This is a genomic window from Rhodoferax sp. GW821-FHT07F03, from assembly GCF_059418745.1.
This window is the reverse complement of record NZ_JBWKQM010000013.1, coordinates 1-20,499: the sequence shown is the minus strand read 5'-3', so window position 1 is coordinate 20,499 and position 20,499 is coordinate 1. Positions and strand designations below refer to the sequence as shown.

18 protein-coding genes are annotated in these 20,499 nt (G+C 50.9%); 5 read left to right on the top strand and 13 right to left on the bottom strand.

Annotated elements, in window-relative coordinates:
- Window positions 1–10: 10 nt before the first annotated feature.
- Window positions 11–865: a lysophospholipid acyltransferase family protein gene (locus tag AC07R0_RS19855; protein WP_495098908.1), complete on the bottom strand. Its 855-nt coding sequence runs from the start codon at window positions 863–865 to the stop codon at window positions 11–13.
- 151 nt (window positions 866–1,016) lie between these two features.
- Between AC07R0_RS19855 and metK the strand changes: the two genes are divergently transcribed.
- From metK to AC07R0_RS19840, 3 genes are read left to right on the top strand one after another with little or no spacing between them, the layout of a single operon-like run.
- Window positions 1,017–2,198, top strand: coding sequence for a methionine adenosyltransferase (metK, locus tag AC07R0_RS19850; RefSeq protein ID WP_076201660.1), 1,182 nt, complete (start codon window positions 1,017–1,019; stop codon window positions 2,196–2,198).
- A gap of 8 nt (window positions 2,199–2,206) precedes the next feature.
- Window positions 2,207–3,370: a glycosyltransferase family 9 protein gene (locus AC07R0_RS19845; RefSeq protein ID WP_495106127.1), complete on the top strand. Its 1,164-nt coding sequence runs from the start codon at window positions 2,207–2,209 to the stop codon at window positions 3,368–3,370.
- Entirely contained in the window at window positions 3,360–4,583 is a 1,224-nt protein-coding gene (locus AC07R0_RS19840; protein WP_495106126.1) for a multidrug effflux MFS transporter, read from the top strand. Before AC07R0_RS19845 ends, AC07R0_RS19840 begins: the two co-directional genes overlap by 11 nt.
- Window positions 4,584–4,598: 15 nt before the next feature.
- On the opposite strand, the gene galE is transcribed toward AC07R0_RS19840, so the two are convergent.
- The 10 genes from galE to AC07R0_RS19790 form a co-directional block, all read right to left on the bottom strand.
- On the bottom strand, window positions 4,599–5,609 hold the full coding sequence (galE, locus tag AC07R0_RS19835; protein ID WP_495106125.1) for a UDP-glucose 4-epimerase GalE: 1,011 nt from the start codon (window positions 5,607–5,609) through the stop codon (window positions 4,599–4,601).
- 485 nt (window positions 5,610–6,094) lie between these two features.
- Window positions 6,095–6,943 (bottom strand): HNH endonuclease, encoded by an 849-nt coding sequence (locus tag AC07R0_RS19830; RefSeq protein WP_495106124.1) that lies wholly within the window; start codon window positions 6,941–6,943, stop codon window positions 6,095–6,097.
- On the bottom strand, window positions 6,936–8,387 hold the full coding sequence (locus AC07R0_RS19825) for an AAA family ATPase (protein ID WP_495106123.1): 1,452 nt from the start codon (window positions 8,385–8,387) through the stop codon (window positions 6,936–6,938). The genes AC07R0_RS19830 and AC07R0_RS19825 overlap by 8 nt, the downstream gene beginning before the upstream one ends.
- A 573-nt stretch (window positions 8,388–8,960) precedes the next feature.
- A complete protein-coding gene (locus tag AC07R0_RS19820; protein ID WP_495106122.1) occupies window positions 8,961–10,154 on the bottom strand; it encodes a site-specific integrase in 1,194 nt (397 codons plus the stop codon).
- Window positions 10,155–10,652: 498 nt separating this feature from the next.
- Window positions 10,653–12,524 (bottom strand): DNA primase family protein, encoded by a 1,872-nt coding sequence (locus tag AC07R0_RS19815; protein ID WP_495106121.1) that lies wholly within the window; start codon window positions 12,522–12,524, stop codon window positions 10,653–10,655.
- A gap of 422 nt (window positions 12,525–12,946) precedes the next feature.
- Complete coding sequence (locus tag AC07R0_RS19810; RefSeq protein WP_495106120.1) at window positions 12,947–13,099, bottom strand: hypothetical protein; 153 nt, start codon at window positions 13,097–13,099, stop codon at window positions 12,947–12,949.
- Between the two features lie 203 nt (window positions 13,100–13,302).
- Complete coding sequence (locus AC07R0_RS19805) at window positions 13,303–13,494, bottom strand: hypothetical protein (RefSeq protein ID WP_495106119.1); 192 nt, start codon at window positions 13,492–13,494, stop codon at window positions 13,303–13,305.
- A gap of 146 nt (window positions 13,495–13,640) precedes the next feature.
- On the bottom strand, window positions 13,641–14,150 hold the full coding sequence (locus AC07R0_RS19800; protein WP_495106118.1) for a hypothetical protein: 510 nt from the start codon (window positions 14,148–14,150) through the stop codon (window positions 13,641–13,643).
- Window positions 14,151–14,346: 196 nt separating this feature from the next.
- Entirely contained in the window at window positions 14,347–14,733 is a 387-nt protein-coding gene (locus AC07R0_RS19795) for a hypothetical protein (RefSeq protein WP_495106117.1), read from the bottom strand.
- Between the two features lie 198 nt (window positions 14,734–14,931).
- Complete coding sequence (locus tag AC07R0_RS19790; protein WP_495106116.1) at window positions 14,932–15,405, bottom strand: TM2 domain-containing protein; 474 nt, start codon at window positions 15,403–15,405, stop codon at window positions 14,932–14,934.
- Between the two features lie 385 nt (window positions 15,406–15,790).
- Between AC07R0_RS19790 and AC07R0_RS19785 the strand changes: the two genes are divergently transcribed.
- The gene (locus AC07R0_RS19785; RefSeq protein WP_495106115.1) at window positions 15,791–16,030 is read left to right on the top strand and encodes a helix-turn-helix domain-containing protein; all 240 of its coding nucleotides are present in this window, start codon (window positions 15,791–15,793) and stop codon (window positions 16,028–16,030) included.
- A 328-nt stretch (window positions 16,031–16,358) separates the two neighbouring features.
- Window positions 16,359–16,622, top strand: coding sequence for a hypothetical protein (locus AC07R0_RS19780; RefSeq protein WP_495106114.1), 264 nt, complete (start codon window positions 16,359–16,361; stop codon window positions 16,620–16,622).
- A 544-nt stretch (window positions 16,623–17,166) separates the two neighbouring features.
- Here AC07R0_RS19780 and AC07R0_RS19775 read toward each other — a convergent pair.
- Together AC07R0_RS19775 and AC07R0_RS19770 are read right to left on the bottom strand one after the other, a co-directional pair.
- Window positions 17,167–17,940 (bottom strand): restriction endonuclease subunit S domain-containing protein, encoded by a 774-nt coding sequence (locus AC07R0_RS19775; protein ID WP_495106113.1) that lies wholly within the window; start codon window positions 17,938–17,940, stop codon window positions 17,167–17,169.
- Window positions 17,941–17,947: 7 nt separating this feature from the next.
- Complete coding sequence (locus tag AC07R0_RS19770; RefSeq protein ID WP_495106112.1) at window positions 17,948–19,783, bottom strand: type I restriction-modification system subunit M; 1,836 nt, start codon at window positions 19,781–19,783, stop codon at window positions 17,948–17,950.
- Window positions 19,784–20,499: the final 716 nt, after the last annotated feature.

Genomic DNA, 20,499 nt, shown 5'->3' with positions numbered 1-20,499 from the left:
CGCTCCAGAATCAAGCCGAGGGCGGGGTTTCTTTGCGCGGCTGTTTGTAGCGCGCGTAACTCCAGAGGTACATGCCGGGACGTTGGCGAATCAGCGCTTCCATCGCCTGGTTCAGCGCGGTGGCAGCCACTTCGTCACCCTGGTCCAACGGCAGTTGCAGGGAATGCACATGGATGACATAGCCACGCCCCCAGGGCAAACGGTCGCCCAAGGCTACCAGGATTGGTGCCCCGGTTTGGCGTGCCAAACGTAAAGCCAGGGTCATGGTGTAGGCCGGACGGCCAAAGAACGGAGCCCATACGCCCTGCCCAACGCCTGGCACCTGGTCGGGCAGCATCCCGACCACGCGGCCCTGCTTCAGCGACTTGAGAATCATGCGCACGCCAGCAGTGGTGGTGGGTGCAGCTTCCAGACCCGGCGCCGAACGCGCCTCTTTCAGCAGGCCGTCAAGCCATGCAAATTTGGACGGCTTGTACAAGATCGTCATGTCGCCGTACTGCGCGGAAAAGCGCGCAGCATGCGCCTGCGGGACGACTTCGAAGCTGCCCACATGCGGCGTCATGAAGACCAGACCTTTGCCTTGGGCCAGTGCGGCCTCCAGCAATTCCACGCCCTGCCAGGTGATCTTGGGTAGCTTTTGCGCCCGCGGACGCAGCCACAACCAGGGCAACTCGGTCACCAACTTACCAGCTTCGGCAATCGCGCGGCGTGCCTGGCGCGGGGCAATGCCGGCCTGGGCCACGTTCTCGCGAAAGCGCCTGCGGTAGGTGGGTGACGCCAGGTACGCCACCCAGCCCAGCAGTGCGCCTACCATGTGCAACACCGCCAGAGGCAGATAGGCAGACCATCGGAATATCAGGGACATAAAACTAGGCGGTAAAATAAAAGCTGTCGCTGAGTTAATTGAACTACTTGCAGGGCGACTTAAAACACATCTGCTAAAGCGTTCGCCGAGGCCCAAAGCTAGAAGCAACGCATCCCGTGTATTGTCTTCAAAACGAAGGAGCTTAATCAAAATGGCGAACGACTTCCTCTTTACCTCCGAATCGGTCTCTGAAGGCCACCCCGACAAGGTCGCCGACCAAATCTCCGACGCGATTCTGGACGCTATCTTCAAACAAGACCCGCTGAGCCGTGTCGCCGCAGAGACGCTGACCAACACCGGTCTGGTCGTGCTGGCCGGCGAGATCACCACCAACGCACATGTGGACTACATCCAGGTGGCGCGTGACACCATCAAGCGCATCGGCTACGACAACACCGAATACGGCATCGACTACAAAGGCTGCGCCGTGCTCGTCGCCTATGACAAGCAGAGCAACGACATCGCCCAGGGCGTGGACCACGCGAGTGACGACCACCTGAATACCGGCGCCGGCGACCAGGGCCTGATGTTTGGCTACGCCTGCGATGAAACTCCAGAGTTAATGCCCGCGCCCATCTACTACGCCCACCGCCTGGTCGAGCGCCAGGCCCAGCTGCGCAAGGACGGCCGCCTACCCTTCCTGCGCCCCGACGCCAAGAGCCAGGTGACGATGCGCTATGTGGACGGCAAGCCGCATTCGATCGACACCGTGGTGCTGTCCACCCAGCACAGCCCCGACCAAAGCGAAACCTCGACCAAGATGAAGGCCTCTTTCACCGAAGCCATCATTGAGGAGATCATCAAGCCGGTGCTGCCCAAGGAATGGCTGCAGAACACGCGCTACCTGATCAACCCGACCGGCCGTTTCGTCATCGGCGGCCCACAAGGCGACTGCGGCCTGACCGGCCGCAAGATCATCGTCGACACCTACGGCGGCGCCTGCCCGCACGGCGGCGGCGCGTTCTCGGGCAAGGACCCGAGCAAGGTCGACCGCTCGGCCGCCTACGCCGCACGCTATGTGGCGAAGAACATCGTGGCCGCCGGCCTCGCGCGCCAGTGCCAGATCCAGGTGGCCTACGCCATCGGCGTAGCCAAGCCCATGAACATCACGGTCTACACCGAAGGCACGGGCGTGATCTCCGACGACAAGCTGTCAGCCCTGGTCGCCGAACACTTCGACCTGCGCCCCAAGGGCATCATCCAGATGCTGGACCTGCTACGCCCGATCTACGAAAAGACCGCCGCCTATGGCCACTTCGGCCGCGAAGAACCCGAGTTCACCTGGGAACGCACCGACAAAGCAGCAGCACTACGGGCGGCGGCAGGCCTGTAAAGACCTCTGTGGCAAGCACAGCAGCACGCCGCTGGGGCGCGCTGGGTCCATGGGATGCCTTGCGGCAGTCCCTGCCCCTGCCGCGCAAATTGCTGATCCTGGGTCCGCAAGGCCTGGGTGATGTGATTGCCGTGCTGCCCGCGCTGCGTCTGCTGCAACGCAACGTCAAGGTAGACATCAGTTGGATGGGCAACCGCGCCCACCAGCCTCTGGTGACCATGATGGGCGTCAGCGATTTCATCCCATTGGATGCAGACCAGACCCTGGCCGGTTTTGACGCACTGCTTGCGTACAACGATATCCATCCAGCCAAGACCCCGGGGCGTTTGGACCTGGCTACCATCCCGGTCCGCATAGGTTCGGCCAGTGGCGCCGAATTGCCCCACTGGTGCAACCACATTGTGTTCACCAAACGCTATGGCTGGCCCCGCCACGAGGCGCAGCGCAATCTGCGCATGCTCATCCCGTTTGGCATCACCGCCAACGACACGCTGCCAGCCGTAGAAAAGTGGATGAACCTGCGGGCACCCGCAGTACGCATGCCAGTCGATCTGCCGCAGGACAGCTATGTCGTGCTGCACCCTTTCTCCGCCGGTTCGGCGCGCGAATGGCCCATCGCGCACTGGGTTGAACTTGCGACGCGGCTGGCCCACCAAGGCCGCTCCGTGGTGCTGACGGGATCACCAGCCGAAAGCCAACGCCTGGCACAACAGTGGCCAGCCATCAGCCGTCCAGCCGGGGTGTTCGATGCATTTGGTCGTCTGGACTTGCAGCAGCTCAGCCATTTGCTGCAACGTGCCGACGCCGTCGTGGCCGCCAGCACCGGCCCGCTCCACGTCGCAGCAGCATTGGGCACGCCGACCTTGGGTTTGTTCGTCCCGCGCAAGGGCCTGATGCTGGACCGTTGGGCACCTCTGGGTGCCCAGGCCGTAGGTGTGCAAGCCCACCGCAGTTGCCCCGGACGCCGCCGCTGCGACGCCCCGTCCTGCGCCTGCATGTACGACCTGTCGCCAGCACTGATTGCATCAGCGCTGCCAACGACATCGGGTGACAGCATCCAGCTGCAGGCCATTCCACCCACCTGCCTGCTGAGCAAAACCCAGCTCAACGATATTGCCAGCGACACCTCATGCTACGCGGGCAGCACCATCCCATCGCACCATGAACCCTAACGCCGCCCAACTGTGGGTCGCGCCCCGTTGGGCCCTGGCCATCTTGCTGGCGGTGCTGGGCATGCTGGGGCCGTTTTCCATTGACACATTCATTCCCGCATTCGACGGCATAGCCAGCTCATTGGGGGCCACGCCGGCACAGATGCAGCAAACGCTGTCGGCCTATCTGTTCGGCTTTGCCTTCATGAATCTGTTCCACGGAGCGCTGTCCGACAGCTTTGGCCGGCGTCCGGTCGTACTGACCGGGCTTGCCGTCTTTACCGTAGCCAGCATGGGCTGTGCGCTGTCGCAAAGCATTGGGCAACTGGTGTTCTTCCGCGCCCTGCAAGGCCTGTCCACCGGTGCTGGCATCGTGGTGTCCCGAGCCGTGGTGCGCGATATGTTTCCACCGGCACAGGCACAAAAGGTCATGAGCCAGGTCACCATCTACTTTGGCGTGGCGCCCGCCATCGCGCCCATCATCGGGGGGTGGCTATTTGTCCACCTGGGTTGGCACAGCATCTTCTGGTTTCTGGCGGGCATTGGCTTGCTGCTGTGGATCTCCAACTTCCGCTATCTACCGGAAACGCTGGACCCCGCCCAGCGCCAACCCTTCAATGCGCGGCACCTGCTGCAAGGCTACGGCGAGCTGTGCTCCAACCCGCGCTTTCTGTTGCTGGCGCTGGCCAGCGGCATTCCGTTCAACGGCATGTTTTTGTACGTGCTGTCCGCGCCGGCCTTCCTAGGGCAAATCCTGGCGCTACAGCCTACGGAGTTCTTCTGGTTTTTTGTGCTGACCATCAGCGGCATCATGACGGGCGCCTGGATCAGCGGACGCATGGCGGGCAAGGTGGCACCCAAGACACAAATCCGCCATGGCTTTGCCATCATGGTGCTGGTGTCTGTAGCCAACGTGGTCGCCAACTGGCTGTTCAAGGCCCATGTGGCTTGGGCCCTGATTCCGGTGGCGATCTTCGCCCTGGGCTGGGCCATGATGGTGCCAGCCGTCACCCTGCTGGTGCTGGACCTTTACCCGGCTCGGCGCGGCATGGCCTCGTCCCTGCAGGCCTGCCTGGGTTCCATTGCCAATGGCCTGGTGGCAGGCATACTCGCGCCGCTGGTCATGCACTCTGCGCAAGCCCTGGCATTGGCATCTCTGACCATGATGGGCATTGGCCTGGTAGCCTGGGTGTGGCTACACCGGCGCTGGCCTGACATCGGCCGCGCGGCCTGACGTGAAAAAGCAGCTTTAGGCCGCAAACCCACGCGGGTTGGCACTTTGCCAACGCCAGGCATCGGCGCACATGGCATCCAGTCCACGCTCGGCGCGCCAGCCCAACAGCTTCGCGGCAGCATGCGGTTCGGCATAGCAAGCCGCCACATCGCCCGGGCGACGAGCCGCCACTTGATAAGGCACAGGCTTGCCGCTAGCGCGCTCAAAGGCTTTCACCATGTCCAGCACGCTATAGCCGATGCCGGTGCCCAGATTCACCGTGAGGAAATCAGGCACAGACTGCAAACGCTCCAGCGCCTTCAGATGACCCACGGCCAGATCCACCACGTGGATGTAGTCACGCACACCGGTGCCATCGGGTGTGTCGTAGTCATTGCCCCAGACGTTCAAAAACTCACGCTGCCCCACAGCCACCTGGGCCACGAACGGCATCAGGTTGTTGGGAATGCCGCGAGGATCTTCACCAATTAGGCCGCTGATATGCGCGCCCACCGGGTTGAAATAACGCAAGATGCCAATACGCCAGGACGTGTCGCTGCGATGCAAATCACGCAGCAGATCCTCCACCATCAGCTTGCTACGACCGTAAGGGTTGGTCGCGGAAAGTGGGTGGTCCTCGGTCAGCGGCAGACGCTGCGGATCGCCATATACCGTGGCTGAAGAGCTGAACACCAGCGTCTTCACGCCGCACTCGCCCATGGCCTCCAGCAGGCGCAAAGTGCCCACCACATTGTTGTCGTAATAACCCAAGGGCTGCTGCACCGATTCGCCCACGGCCTTCAAACCCGCACAATGGATGACAGCAGTGGCGCCACTGCTGCGCAATGCAGTAAGCAGTGCCGCACGGTCCCGGATATCGCCCTCAATCACGTGAGGCTTCTTACCGGTGATGCGCTCCACACGCGCCAGGGACTCGGGCTGGCTGTTGCAAAAGTTGTCGAATACCGTGACGTCTTGCCCTGCATTCAGCAGTTCAACGCAGGTATGCGTTCCGATATAACCAGCGCCACCCGTCACGAGAATCATGGGAACCTTTTCATGCAAAAGATGAAATGGTAGGGCGTGAGTGACTTGAACACTCGACCAAAGGATTATGAGAACAAGGGAGCCCGGTCTCCAGGCTTCCGTACGCTCATGAATTCAAAGGTTTTTTCCCGCCCCCACCAACCTTTAGGTCCTAGAACCGAACGTATACCGAACTGTTATGGTGTCTCTGCTTTTTGACAGAGTTTTTCCCCATGCAGATCAACGAGTTACGCTCGATCAGCCGAACCGAAACCGAATGATCGGCCAAACTGACTTTGACACACCTCTTGGCGGTCAATCAGCAGCCTCACACTCTTCTTTTTATTCTACCTGCTGTGCCGCCTGCAGACTCTGCATAAGAAGAGCTACTTAAACCATGATGGATGCGCATGGACTACTGGCGCCATCATTAAATGTGCCGCAGATTGATTCGGCTATACGGCTTACGCAGGGGCAATCATCTGGGGAGTGAACAAGCCCCCACTTCACGGCCAATTTGTTAAGCAAATATCAATCACATTTTTTGAAAGCGACATCAAAAATGCACTTTCCCAAGAGTTCTGTGCCGCCACCTTTAATCGACCGGAAAAATACTCTGTGACTGCAGTAAACTTTCCAACAAAGGCTGGCTCAGCTTCTAATACCTTTTTTACTTCAGGAATAGATTGAGCAGTAGATTTTTGTATATAACGGATATTTAAATTCAAGTTATTGAAGTGCGACTCTATTAGGTTAAGTGAATCCAACACCTCACCAGTCCAAGGCCCAAATTTATCTATATAAAATCTAGCGGTAATATCCCCAGGACTCACTTGGGATCCGATGTTAACTTGAGTATCACATTTAAGGAATTGAACGGCTGGAATTAAATCGAAATATGGGTGCAGAAATTTTGAGTTTGGAGGCGCACCCCATTCAGTTAATTTATACAGTGTGTTGCAAGAAGTGCACGACGGCACCAAATTTCTTGTTGAAATAGAAAATTCTGGAAAAATGCTTCGAGGTAAAAAATGATCTAATGGCGAAGCCATATCGATACCGCAATACGGACAAAAATCAGCTCCAAATATTTCCAATATTTGCGCCTTGGCGAGTAAAACAGTCTTTGCTTTACTATCATAAAGATCATAAAAGGCTGAATGCTGCTCGTCGGTCAAAGGCAAAGGCGCCAGCGCACCATTCGCGGTTAAATTTTTGGCGTAATCTGCATATGACTGTGTTACCGCTAGTTGCCCGGCCATTAAATGTGTGCGCCTAGGCTTTCGAGAGGCCCCAATAATATCTCGCAAATACTTTTCATCATTATTTTTTAATGGACTAGTCTTGTTAAACACTGTTTTTTCCAATGCTCTTGAAGTAACTTCGAGCCTCAAAACTCAGTGGATTTTGCAAATCCCTATCAAGCTCTTCGATTGTCGTTTTTGTTTTTGCGAGATCATTTAAGACTGACACGTAGTTCCTCAGCTCTCCAGAAACTCCAAAAATATCGGTTATTAGCGTATCAATGCTCGTCCCAAAAGACTCTCTGGGCAGTCCGCAAGAGTATATAATACCCTCCGTCTTTTTAATGACTTGAACATATTTTGCAGGAACCTCCTGAACGACAAGTGGCGAATGCGTTGAAATAATAGCATTCGATTTATTTCTCTTGAGAATAGCTCTAAGCACGGTCATCGTCATAGATAGCAGAGCGGGATGAAGATGATTTTCAGGCTCATCTATTAAAACAAGACTTCCCTCTTTAATCTCAGAGAACAATCTCGTTAAAATAGACAAAGTCGCTTTGTGCCCCGCACCCAATTGAGAAAATCTTATTTGAAGAGCACGCTCCGTGATAGCTGGGGAGTTTATACCGGCATCAGACAAGATGGGCTGCATATCTAAAAACCAGTTATCATAAGAATTCTCACTTCTTATTTTTGTGATAGCGGCAGTGAATGTGCGACTGAGCGCAACTGGCCCGGCTATTCGAATGCCCCCACTGGCTTTATTTTCTTCGCGCAAGCCGATATATCTATACTTGAGCTCGTCTGTTAAATACGTTCGCTTATGACTTTTTACTGGTATCTTTATCCCAGAAGGCAGAAAAAATCTATCAAAAACGCTATAGGAAACAGCAATAACCAACGATATCTTTCTTCTGACCTTATCAACCTGCTCTGAGTTTTCAACTCCTATGATTGCGCCGGTTAAATTGGTCAAAAGTTGCGTTTTTCCTACTCCATTTTTTCCCACTAAAACGTTAATGTTTCCCGGGACAATTTCATCGCTGTTGAATTCAAAACTGAGCCTTGTATCAATTTTTGAATTGTTGAGTTGACAATGAAAATCAAATTTTAAATTTTTTTCGGCTGCAAAAGGAATTGCTCGTTCAAGAGAGCCTAGTGACCTAGCAAGCGATCGCACGAATACTGGTTCTTCATGAATTTTGTCGAGCTCAGTAACTGTACTGAGGTCACGCAAAGCACTGAGTGGTTTTATCTTTGAATTTTTAACCTTGTCCTTAAGGTTTTGGTAATATTCACTCGATTGACCCAATGAAAAATATAGGGGATCAAGTTTTGTAAATTTTACAGGTAGTATTGTGCGCCCTGACTTTTGCCCTAGTTGGCCAATTTTTATTTCCCCAATTGGAACTCGTGGCTTTTCATTTGACTCATAGTAATAAACATAAAACAATGTTTTAAATCCAAAATCATCCCATTTTGAATCATTTAGAACAATACATGGATATGAAAATACAACATTTGCCGCAGGACTAGAGTAATAGGTCAGCATTTATTTCTATTTTGATTATTTAAAACTCATCAATGGACTGGTACTATAGGCTTATCTAAAGAAGCCCAATCTTGACAGGATACTTTTAGTTGGCATTATTGCTTTAGAGCCGCACCAATCATGACCACTGGCGGATGCCAATTTATGAAAAAAGTGGAACCATCAACATAGCTATAACGTTTAACAACTATAAATCGTTAAAATTGATTGGCTTGCCCATTCTTATATCGATCCAGTATGATCTTACGCACATAGTGGAAGCCTCTCAAACCAGATCAACCACATCCCCATCAGCAAACTCATGTGTCATCATTACTTTAGACTGTGTAATTTATACGCTTCGACCTGAAAACTGGAGGCTTACAAAAAATATTTAATTAACGTACTCGCAATACATCCTCAAATAGATGGTTGCAAAAAAGATATATTTGAATTAGGGATTCATGCACTTTCGACACTAGGCCACCAGCGTCACAAGAAAACATCTTGAAAAAAAGAGAAATGAGATTTTTGCAAGAATGAAGAAACCGTGGAGCCCCTAAATGGAGGGACCCCACGACCTTCTAACCTTGCTTACACCGTTGCAGGCATAGCCCCCTTGATCATCGCGGAGGCCGTGTTTGCAGCATCCATCAATGACGTTGAGCTGAGATGGGCATAGCGCTCCGTCACGGAGTGGCTTGAATGGCCCAGGATCTTTTGCACCTCATATAGGCTACGCCCGTTGTTGACCAGGAACGATGCAAATTGGTGCCGAAGATCGTGCAACCGTAGATTCGGTAGCGCCGCCTTGATCCTCAGCCGATCCCACACCTTATGGACATTGCCAAGACGCTCACCGGTTCTGCCACTGATGAACAGGTGTGTGTGTTTCCGATCAGGATCTTGATTTCTCAAGACACCCAACAACTCGATGGCACTATCGTTCAGTGGTACCGACCGAACCCGCTTGCTTTTGCTGGTTGCAGCAGAGATGCGCCACACACGTGATTGCGTGTCAACTTGGTCCCATGTCGCATCCAGCGCCTCGTTCAATCGGGCCCCTGTACTCAGTAAGAACAACGCCACATTGCACACTGCTCGATTGTCATCAACCTGCAAGACATTCAACAGCCCCTGTAGTTGGGACGGCTCCATGTAATGCTCAAGCCGGTTGTCGGCATTGAACAGTTTGATCCGCACGATGGGACTCACGGCAATCACATCCCATTCCACTGCCTTGTTCATCATCTGCCGCAGCAGTTTGACAACATGGTCAGCAGATGCCGGTGACAGCTTTCTATCGAGCAAGCTCGCATGGAACTCCTGGACCTCTTGGCGACGTAAGTCACTCAAGCGCCGAGCACCAAATTTCTCCTTCACGTACTTCTCGAACAGTCCAACATCTTTTTTCCAGGACCGCTTGCGAGGCTTCACATAGGGTAGATATGAATCGTCGAAGAATGCTGTCAGGGTGGGCTCAGCCTTCTTTGCCTTTTCTTCACCCCGTGGATCTGCGCCCATGGTGATGGATGCCTTCACTAACTTGGCCTTCTTACGGGCTTCTGCCAAGGAGAATTCAGTGGTGCGCCCTAGCTTCTGGTGGCAGGTCTTGCTAGCGGCATCCTTGTAGCGAAGGTAATAGGTACCCTGCCCAGGACTACTTGCACGAACCTCGATATACAGGCCGGTCCGCAGGGGATCGACCAGCTCATCCTTCTGTTTTCCTGGGGGGCACGTGAGGTTGTTATCGATATAAGACTGGTCTAGATTTTTGATGATTGCCATGGTTTCCTTTCTTAATTGGTGGAGAGTGCTGACTGAATCGACTGCGTATTGCTACGTGTCGTGGTTTCTGGAAATCGGTTTTTCATAGAGGTGTTCCGTATGGGGGGAAGGAGTTGTTGTTGATGGAAGCTGTTGAACGAACGGCATAACTCCGCCCTGAAGCAAGAAGCTCCAGACGCAGATAGATTTCGACGAACGGAAAAGGAGACAGACGGACCCAGCACACGCACATAGATGGATGTGTCTGTGAGGTGGCCTGCTCTGGTCAGGACGCGTTACCGGTTGAGGGGCAACGGCAGCGAGGAGGAGGTGGTGGGAAAGGTGGGAAAAACCCACGCCAGGGGGCCCGCCCTAGAGGTTCTATGGAAGGAACCACCAGGACGGAACTACTTTTTCCTTTAGGAAAGGTTGTGGTCTAAAAAATCCACCTTTACCACCTCCCTAGGAGAGGCATCACAACCATTTCTGCGGTGTGAAGCTCCAGCGAAGATGATGGCCTTAGAAGCGGCTATCGATCGTCAGTTGCGCCGCCACTTCTGCTTCGGTGGGTTTGAACTTCACCCCTCGAAAAATCTCAATTCCATGCAGCGTGGCATGGCTGATGCCTAATGGAATGTTGTGCTCCAGCAAGCCTTTCACCTTAGCCTTGACATATTCCTTTCGGCCATTTTCACGGCACCACTCTCGATAGGCCTTATTTAGATCAGACCTGCGGACAAACTGGTCTTGAGGAACGAGGTCGCAACACTCGTCGATGAACTCGTTCAGCGAACTATTGCCCAAGCGCCATTTCTTCATAAGGCGGTCATGTGCTTTAGACGGAGAGAACTTCTTATTTTTAAGCAACCGGGCCGCCCCACCCAATGCCCAGTGGGCAATGCCGGGAATCTCGCACTCAACAATACGATCAGCGAGCGTCGTATCGGGTAAACGCCCTGACTTCAAGAGGCTATTCGGAAACTCAATGATCAGCCATCTAGCGAAGACAGCCTCCGTATGCTCACTGATGCGGACAAAATGATTCGACGTGAACACATGTGCCGCTTCATTTGTGAAATCCATAGGCCTGCCCCCGGGGTGACGCCCCGTGATGAGGTCGCCACCAATCACCGACTTGAATTCAGCTGCCGGGATAGAACGACCGTCATCAAGCTCACCAACGACATTCAAGCGTGAACCTTGCAAATTTGCGACGTAGTACTCTTCATTCCATTGGAATGGTGTGACAGCAGTAGTGAATTCCTTTGGTACCAGTTGCCGCAGTATTTTTTCGAGCGTGCCTTTACCTGCACGTCCAATCGGATCATAGAAGAGGAAGGCTTTGTGGTGCCGAGGTACCAGCCCAAGCATGATGGCCCCTGCAATCTCCTGCACCAATATCCGTTGCTGAGTTGCCTCATCGGCATCATTGGAGGCAAAAGTTTCCTGTAAAAACTCGTCGAATAGCGGGGTCGCCATTTCCGTTGGAGAGAAGGCTACCTGCACCCGTTGCCGAAGCGACGGTGTTAAAGGCTCCAGCCTAAAAGTATCACCAACAACTCGATAGAAACCATCCTTGCAAGCCAATCCGATATCAGCATTCTCAAAGAAATCCGAGCTATCGACTAGTGACACCGCATGCTTGGAAATGCCAAGGTAGTCACCATTGCGTTTGCAGTTGTCCTTGCCATCATGGGATACCGCAACTACCTTCGCTAGTTCGTCCAAAGTACATTTCCTCCAAAGCCTACTATGGCGCTCTACCACGTAAAGAAGGCCCTGATAGCTGACAGGGGAATGCCCATCAACGGTCAGCTGAATCAAGATTTCCTTTGCATAGCCATGGTGGGTTAACTTAGCAACCACGTCCATCATGCTCAAGTCACGGATAGCTTTGTCCAACTCAACGAGACTAATTAGCCTGTTCGATTGACGCAAGCCTAACCGCGCACGCTGAAATTTAGCCATATAGTGCTTCTTCAGATAGGCAAGCTCGACAAGCACGTGACGCTCGAAAGCAGCTGAGAAGTTTCCATTTTTGGCTTGTTGAGTAGCCTCTTGAATGACGGCCTGCGCCCTTGCGAGTTGCATGTCCACTGAATCGCCGGGAACAGCTAGCGCCTCTAGAGGTGTTGTGAACTGATGATCCTCAACAATAGGTCCAAGCTCAGATCGGGTGGACTGCTCAGAGCCGACCACAAATGCTCGACCAAGGGCACTGCTCGGATTCGTGACGGTTAGCACGGCACCCACGCCATTGGCAGCCATATCGTTGCAAACGGCGACCTTGAAGGTTGTAGGTGAGGGCAAAAGAAAACCCGAAGAGGTCCCTTCGGAGGGATGGGAAAAGTTAGATGAAGTGATCAAAGTAATAAATATAAAAAATTGCAAACAACTACCGATCCGTAGTGCACGACAAAGCGAACGTGCCGAACTGACCAGCCCTGGATCAAAAACCCACCCAGGAACGGTAGAGAAAAACGATTGAAGCTAAAAATATTGACGGATAGCCAAACCTCCCAAGCAATAGTAGAAGTACAAAAACGATAGCGAAAATTTCTTAGGGGACTTCATGAAGCAAGTTCATGAACGAAACACCGATGTACGAGATGACTCATGTATCGGCAAGCAAACTGGCTTTGCACCAGTGCGCTATTCCCACTTGGGTTTTTTAGAAACGAGGGCCGCGAGTGCCAACATTTCCGTTCTTGACTCGAATGACTCCGAGCCAAGCATATGCAACCTTTACTGATCGGAAACCAGTGATCCAGATGCACCTCAAATGTTAAACCAGCAACAGAAAAAATTCCAAGCTATTTCAGATATTTTTTATTGCGCTCCTGCACTTGAAAATAGGTGACGTACCCCCATCGGAGCACACAAGAAACGCTGAATAGACTGGCCACGAACTTGACGCGCTGCGCATCGGTCAAAAGCTCACGAGGTGCCGAAGTGGAAACGGTCATCAGAAACTCCTTGGATGAATTGGTGCCTCCCGCCCTCCCCTGAATCCAGACGTGGCAATGCCTCTGCACAAGGCAGAACCAAGCAATCTCAGTGGTCATAGAAACAGGGGATGGAGGAAGGCTAGGGAAATCAGCAGTCAGATGGTGAACGGAGCGTTAGCCATCCATGGTCAGATGCCGCCCATCTTGAAAGTCCTGCGATGTCATCGGTTGATTTCCTTTTCAAGCAGGAACAAAAGCACACCGATGCCGATGATGGCCAACAGCACCACCAGGACGGTCCTGGGAAATAGAGCACACAGGATTGCAATCACCACAGCGGCGATCCAGCGACCTCCATAGGGGACGACAACAGAAAGACAGGCGATCACGGTAATAGCGGTGATGGTTTTCATCAAGATCCTTTTTTGGGTGAAATGGGTCGGTTTTTGGTCGGCATTGCGCCAACCACCAGTACGAGAAAATAAAGTGCCTTGTGCTTCAACGACTTAGAAGCAATGGCATTGAGTGACCATGGGAAAGACACTCCCGCCCAGGGGATTTAGGCGGTGGGTTTGATTTCTTTGGATGCGCTAGGGGCAGGTGATGCTGCAACCTTCACAGGCGGCGTTTTGGATACTGGTGTTTGCTCTGGGTCCAGATCTACCCCTGCGTCCACCAGCAACTTCACCGAGGCCATAAAGGCTTCAGATGGGTTGCGGATGTATTGGCGTGGGTTCTCCGTTGAGCGGGCAACTAAGCCTTCCTGCTTCAGCGCCGCCAGCACGAAACCTGCGGTATTGGCCGACTTGCCCTTGCACACAGGCTGTATCGATACGCTGCTGATCAGGGTCTGCTTTCCCAGGGTACGTTCGATCTCGCTGACTGCAATCCAGTCGTTGCTATAAAAGCCGCCGCCGCTGTTGCCATAGATCCTGAAGAGCACCTCTGCGTTGGCCCTGTATCCGACGTGGTACGTCAAAGTGGACTTTGCAGACAAAGTGGGACAGGTTGCGATTTTGAGAACCCTTGTAGTGGTGGATCCAGCTACTGTGGTGTGTTTCGATTTCATATTTCATTTCTCCGTTGGTTGATGGTGGTTTTGAAGGCCCATGTCCTTCACTACAGATACGCGGTTTTCCTCAGTTTTTGATGCTTGCCAGTGGTGGCTAGGAGATTGCAGCCAACAAGCCCAATCAGGGCGCTATGCAAGGCCCAGAAACAAAAAAACCACCCGAAGGTGGCTGTTGGTGGTGATGTGTCGTGTCTCATGGCATGGACACCCTTTGTGAGCGAATCGCATACTGTTGGCACATCGATAACAGGTCGGGGTCGATACCTTCCGATTTGGGAATGAAGAGTTCTATGCCGTAGCCGTCATCACTGAGGACGAAGACCATCTCATAGAAACCTGTGTGATCTTCCACGAACTCAAAGCTAGGACAGAACCCCTGTTCTCCGAACCGAATGCCATCAAACCGGTTTTCCATAATTGGAAATCCCAACTGCCCATTCAGCTCGTCTTGGTGATCCCCGGCCTCCAGCAAAACAAAGTACCCGTTGATCGCAGGATCGTAGGCTTCGTCACAACTCAGCATCGCAAACCGGGCATCCGCAAACTGCGCAATATCCCGATCCCCAATTGAAGCAGTCAAGGTTGGATCATTTAGCACAAGCATAGGTGCCCTTGTGCATAGTTAACACGTACGCGATCATAGAAAACTCCTCTCTAGAAACAAAAAAACGCCCAGGGTATAGACCAAGGGCGTGGTGGGTTGAAATAGTGGTGAAGTAAAAGCAGTGGCGTGTGTGCCTCCTAGTTAGTTAATGAAAAGTAGCGAGTAATACCCGGCTTACCAAAAGTTGCCGAAGGGGCTCGGCTTGTATTCACTCAATTTGGCATGGAACTCGTTATCCGTCATGAGGATAAAGCGAACCACCTCGATCATCGTGGCAATGAATGGCATAAAAATAAGTATCGGAAGCGCGCCAAAAGCAAGACCGCCGAAACAAGAGATCAACAAGAAGATGATTCCCCACCCCCAAGCACCCATATAGAACTTGTGGGCACCGAATATCCCAAGGAACAATGCTAATAAGGTGATGGTCGATTTACTCCGACCACCTGCCTGCTTGGCTCCCTGAGCGAGTGCCGTATAGATTTCCGTGGCAGTAGTTCCGCTATGGACAAAGTCTACCCAGGCTCCCCGCGTAGGTGCATTGGAACTCTTCCACTCCGCACCTGAGAATTCAAATCGACTTCCATCCTCAGCAGATATGACACCTGAATTTGTCCTAACCGCATAATCCAAAATTTGACCGCGCAAAATATTCTCCCTCGTTGTTTATGATCCAAAAAACCAAGATTAACTCTTACACCCAACACCTTTCATAAATTAGTTAAAAATAATTTTAGCCAGAATAAATACAATGCGGAAATCCGTAATCACATAGAAACTCAAAAATCTCAACTAGATCTTTATTGGCAAATAATTGATTTATTTATCCCCAAAGATTAATTAACCAGAACCAATAACCAGCACCATATTCAAATCACTCCGCTGGCAAGAGCCCATCCGCCTCCACACCTGCGAAATGGCGCACCTCGGCAGCGCATAGGCTTGGGTTGACTGGAGGACTAAGAGTGATGAACGGCTGCAACTGATACTATAGTCTCTGGCACTATAGTGCGTAGACACGGACCATCGAAAGATGGGCGTAGCAGAAGAACACTTTGGCAAGCATGTGAAGAAGATGCGAATTGCCTGTGGGATTTCTCAGGAAGAGCTCGCCCATCGTGCTGACATTCACACGTCCTATGTGAGTCAGTTGGAGCGGGGGATGAAGTCACCGTCCTTCGGGGTGATTCTTCGAGTAGCGGTGGCCCTTGGCACCTCAGGATCAGAGCTGGTTAGGGGCGTTGAAGAGTCGATCGGCACTCAGCCCTGTTGATGTAGATGGCAAATGCGGGACGCATCGCCGCGATCTTGCTGCCGCGTAATAGAAGCGTGGGGGCTCTTGCTGTGCCATGGAAGCCTCGTCACAGTGCGAATACCGCTCGCTCATGTCGGCACTTCGTGGACTCAGGGAACAATAAGCCGCACAAATTTCATTTTCAGACTTAAAGTATGGAATTGCGACCATCTCTGCTCATCGCTTACGGTTCAATCGTGAAGGTGCTGGTAGCGCAATACCAACATATCGACCTGCAAAACAACGAGTCAAAGAGATAATTTTTATCTTCAATGTCAAACGAAATGCAGCAACCAACCAATTGCATATGCCCCTTATCAAAAAACTTCATGCCGCAACCGTATCGGGCGATCTCAATGAACCATTCACACAACAAGATTTTCGTGATTGGATAACCCGAGAAAAGATCACACAAGACAACAACAAAGAATATGCAGCCGAATCGATTAGATCCTTTCTCTACAACTCAACCAAAAGAGACTCCTCAACCTCCAACAAAAATATAAAAGCCTTATTCACCAAGAAAAATAATGCTGGAGATAGCGAATACTGGTTCGCCACAAAAATCTAGAGCACTAGAAAACTATATCATTCAGTGATGCCCTAGTGTGGGCAGTAAAACCCATCAAATAATCAACCATAGCCAATCTCGGCTTTAATTAATTCGGCACAAAAAATGCATGTTCACAGTGCAAAAGTAAAGAATTTCACAGCACTCGAAGATATCTACGTTGAGTTTGATGGCAAAGTTAATGTTGTTGTTGGACCCAATGCGAGCAGACCCAAGACATCAGCAGTATTAAATCGAAATTGTAGAAACGCCCCAGAACCCAAAATAGGCGCTGAGGCGCATGAATAAATGGTAGGGCGTGAGTGACTCGAACACTCGACCAAAGGATTATGAGTTTGCTCTTAAAGCACAGTGCCTAGGCAAATCAAGCATTCACGACCGTAACCAACAAAAATTAAAAGTACATACGCAACAGTAACTTAGCGTAATTTAGCGAAGCAAGCCAAACATGGTGACTGTACCGCATATGTACCGCGAACTCACACCTAACAAGTGACGAGACTCATAGCAAGAGGCCATGAGCACTTACCTTACCAACGGCAGCTCAAACTGCAGTCAAGGCAGATTGCAGTTTTTTATAAAAATCCAAGTGGATTCCTGCTGCCGCTTTTAGCCCATCGGCAACTACTTTCTTATGTACTTTAGATTTAGGTGGCTTTATCCAAATTCGACTTAAATCCTGAGGGTAAATTTCGACTTGTCCGCTAGAACCATTTATATATCGGTAAATTTGTCTCTGCCCCAAATCGGACAGCAAAAAAGCAGCTACATACCAGGCATCCTCGGGATCATCAAATCTAACAATTGAAATATGACCATCCACCATAGCGGGAAATGAAGTATTAAAAACCGCAACGCGTCCGATAGTCCCATCTCCAGTTGAATTAATTAAAATATCGTTGGGCAGAGCCTGTGCCTTTTTTTTGCTCCGATGAAACTCAGCAGAAACAGATCGCGCGAGACTAAAATCTACATATCCTCGCCTAATGCAATTTGATTTGAGAGCACATATATTCTCAACCTTGTCAAGTCCATTTACCACAGTCCCATCCGACCGTACCATACCCAAATACTCAAGTGAGTCGGGATCATTATCATCATCCACATACGCTGGCTGAGTTCCTCTTATTGGACCGAACTTTAAACCAGGCGCAGCTCCAAGCTGAAATGCACCAGGCATAGAGGCAACCATGGTGCATGCATCAACGTATTTCTCTTGATGATACTCAGGTTCAAAAATATGGTTTACGGTGAGCGCTGAAGCGTCTCCGACAGAAAGTAACCCATCGGCGATAGAACGAATTGCGAGCAGTGCCATTGATGCCTTAGTGAAATGAAATATTTTTCTTGACGTACTTAGTGATTTCACCCAAATCAGAGTCAATCTGTCCACTTTCGTCTCGAATTAAACGTCCACTACGATCTTTTCCGGGACGCTCGGTTACCGCATAAACAATTGGAGGATCCAATTTTGCCTGACCCATAGATTCCAGCGGCTTTATCCGTTTCTGCAAAAATAAAATGCACGTTTTTGTATTAGTGAACGGCTTAAACATTTCACCCCCGAGCCCAACAACGGCAACGACTCGAGTAAATTTGAGGACATACTGACGAACATACTCGTCCGTATAGTTTTTTAACGTACCACGGGGAAGAACTATTGCCATCCTTCCCGAGGGCGACAGCATTTTTATACACCGCTCAACAAACAACTTATCGCGAGCGACCTTCTGTGCTCTTACTGGACCATTTATACCAGGCTTCATTGATAGATCGTATTTTGCAATAGTTTCCTCCGCAGCATTATCTCCAGCAAAAGGAGGATTCGTTGCAATAATATCAAAAGTCTTTGGTTTACGACTTTTTCCACTGCCCGTTGTAAATTTTGACAGCGCATCATCCGACCAAGAGTCCTCATTCAAGCCGTCACAAACAGCAATATTTGAGCGCCCATCGCCCCATATCAACATATATGCTTTGGCAACCTTAGCAATAGTATGATCGTAATCCATTCCAAAAACATTTTGAGACGCGTAATCCTTTTGATTCTCCATCACCTCACTAGGATCATCTCTATCAACTTCAATTTTTTTAAAAACCTTATCCATTGCAGCAATTAAAAAACCGCCACTCCCGCAAGCCGGATCATAAATGGTCTCATGCTCAGTCGGATCAAGTATATCAATACACATTTGAATAACATGCCTTGGCGTAAAATACTGCCCCTTGTCTCCCTTCATGCCAGGGTTAATCATGACCTCAAATGCATTTCCCAAAACATCCGAGTCAGACTTCAACAAATAAGCCTTCTGAAGAGCCGACACGCAAAATGCGAGTGTTTGATCGGTCAATCCTATCTGATCGCCTTCCTTGAACACGCCACTCCATCGCTTTTTTGCTGGAGTAAACAAATCATCCTCAATTCGCCGCCGGGCTTCCTCAGGAGCCTCAAAGACTCCGACTCGAAATTGCGCAGGGGAATCATCATTTTTTAAATTGACGCGCTCATCGTACAACTTAGCAAATAGAAGTTTAAACAACTCCTCAAAGGGACTTACACCCTCGTGAGCTTTAATATAATCCTCACACTCTCGCAAAATATCTAAAAAATCGGTTACCGGGGCCAACTCTTTACGAGTTATTGGAGAGTCAACATCATCCAGTCGCTCTTTTTTCCGAGGTACATTCCTCAACTCACGCCAATCAGCCTCCTCTCGCGAACCAGAGGGCTCAAGACGTAAAAGGTAACTATGTGGAGGAGACCCGTTACTCCAGACTCCAAGACGACAACCCGTTGCGTTCATATAGACCTTCAGCTGATCTACACCATCTTTTCGAGAAGGTTTCTTTACCTCGATAAAAATCCTAGGCGTTCTTTTTGAGCTATCTGTATAAACAACAATATCAGCCTTCTTCTTTGCCTCAGTTGACCCCACCTTAACGGACACTTCAACAGATAGCTGATCAAACGAATACCCATAGTCATTCTTTAATCGATATAGCCACCAAAATCGCACTTTTTCTTCAGGTTTTGCGTTTACCTTATACGCCCGATTTCTAACGGGGCAATAGATAAACTCTTCACCAGAAACATCAAAAATCTTAAGTCCGCCGTTGGCGTTGTCCGGTTTGGAGGCGGATATTTCGAGTGGTATGTGCATGAGGGGATAAAGTTGTCGGACAGAAAATTGTTGCTATCGCATTCCAAACAGCGGAGGCCAAAGTACCTATGAACGAATAGCTAGGACACATTTCGCCAAAGAACGTCTTAGCTCCAGCGTGCCCATCAACCCAAACTCAAATCGCAGGAGGAAATGCACCGATAGGGCCGATGGATAGCGACATGCAACCCTCCATGATAGGGCACACGTCGCAGTTCTCGATGTGCGCGGAATCTTATCGAGCTTACAAATTGATGGGGCGTTGCACCGGCACAGACTGAACAGTCTGCCTCATTAGCCAAATGCCTAGCCTTGAACGTACGGACGCTAGCATCGCCCACGTCAATCTCCATCCGAAGATGGTCATATTGTTTTCCCTATGATGCAGAACATGAGCCGTTTGCGCAGCTGCACGAACGAACATCCCCGCTGCATCTTTTGGCCCACAGGTAGCCCAACACCATGAGAAGGAAAGGGAACTCCCGGGCTTGGAACTCTTAGACGTTTGTGGCCCGTATCACGGCTTCCAGCAAGGCTGAAAACTGGCAGCAAATCGCTCGATGTAGCCTCAGACAACGTTAGGTGGCATGCAGGCTCTGCGGCAGGTCCATTGTTACCTCCAGAAGGACTCCGATATGACTAACGAGGCTGTAAAAAAATCCGGTTCCCACACGCGCAACTATGGCGTTGCCCTGTGCGCAGATCGAGTTTCGTGA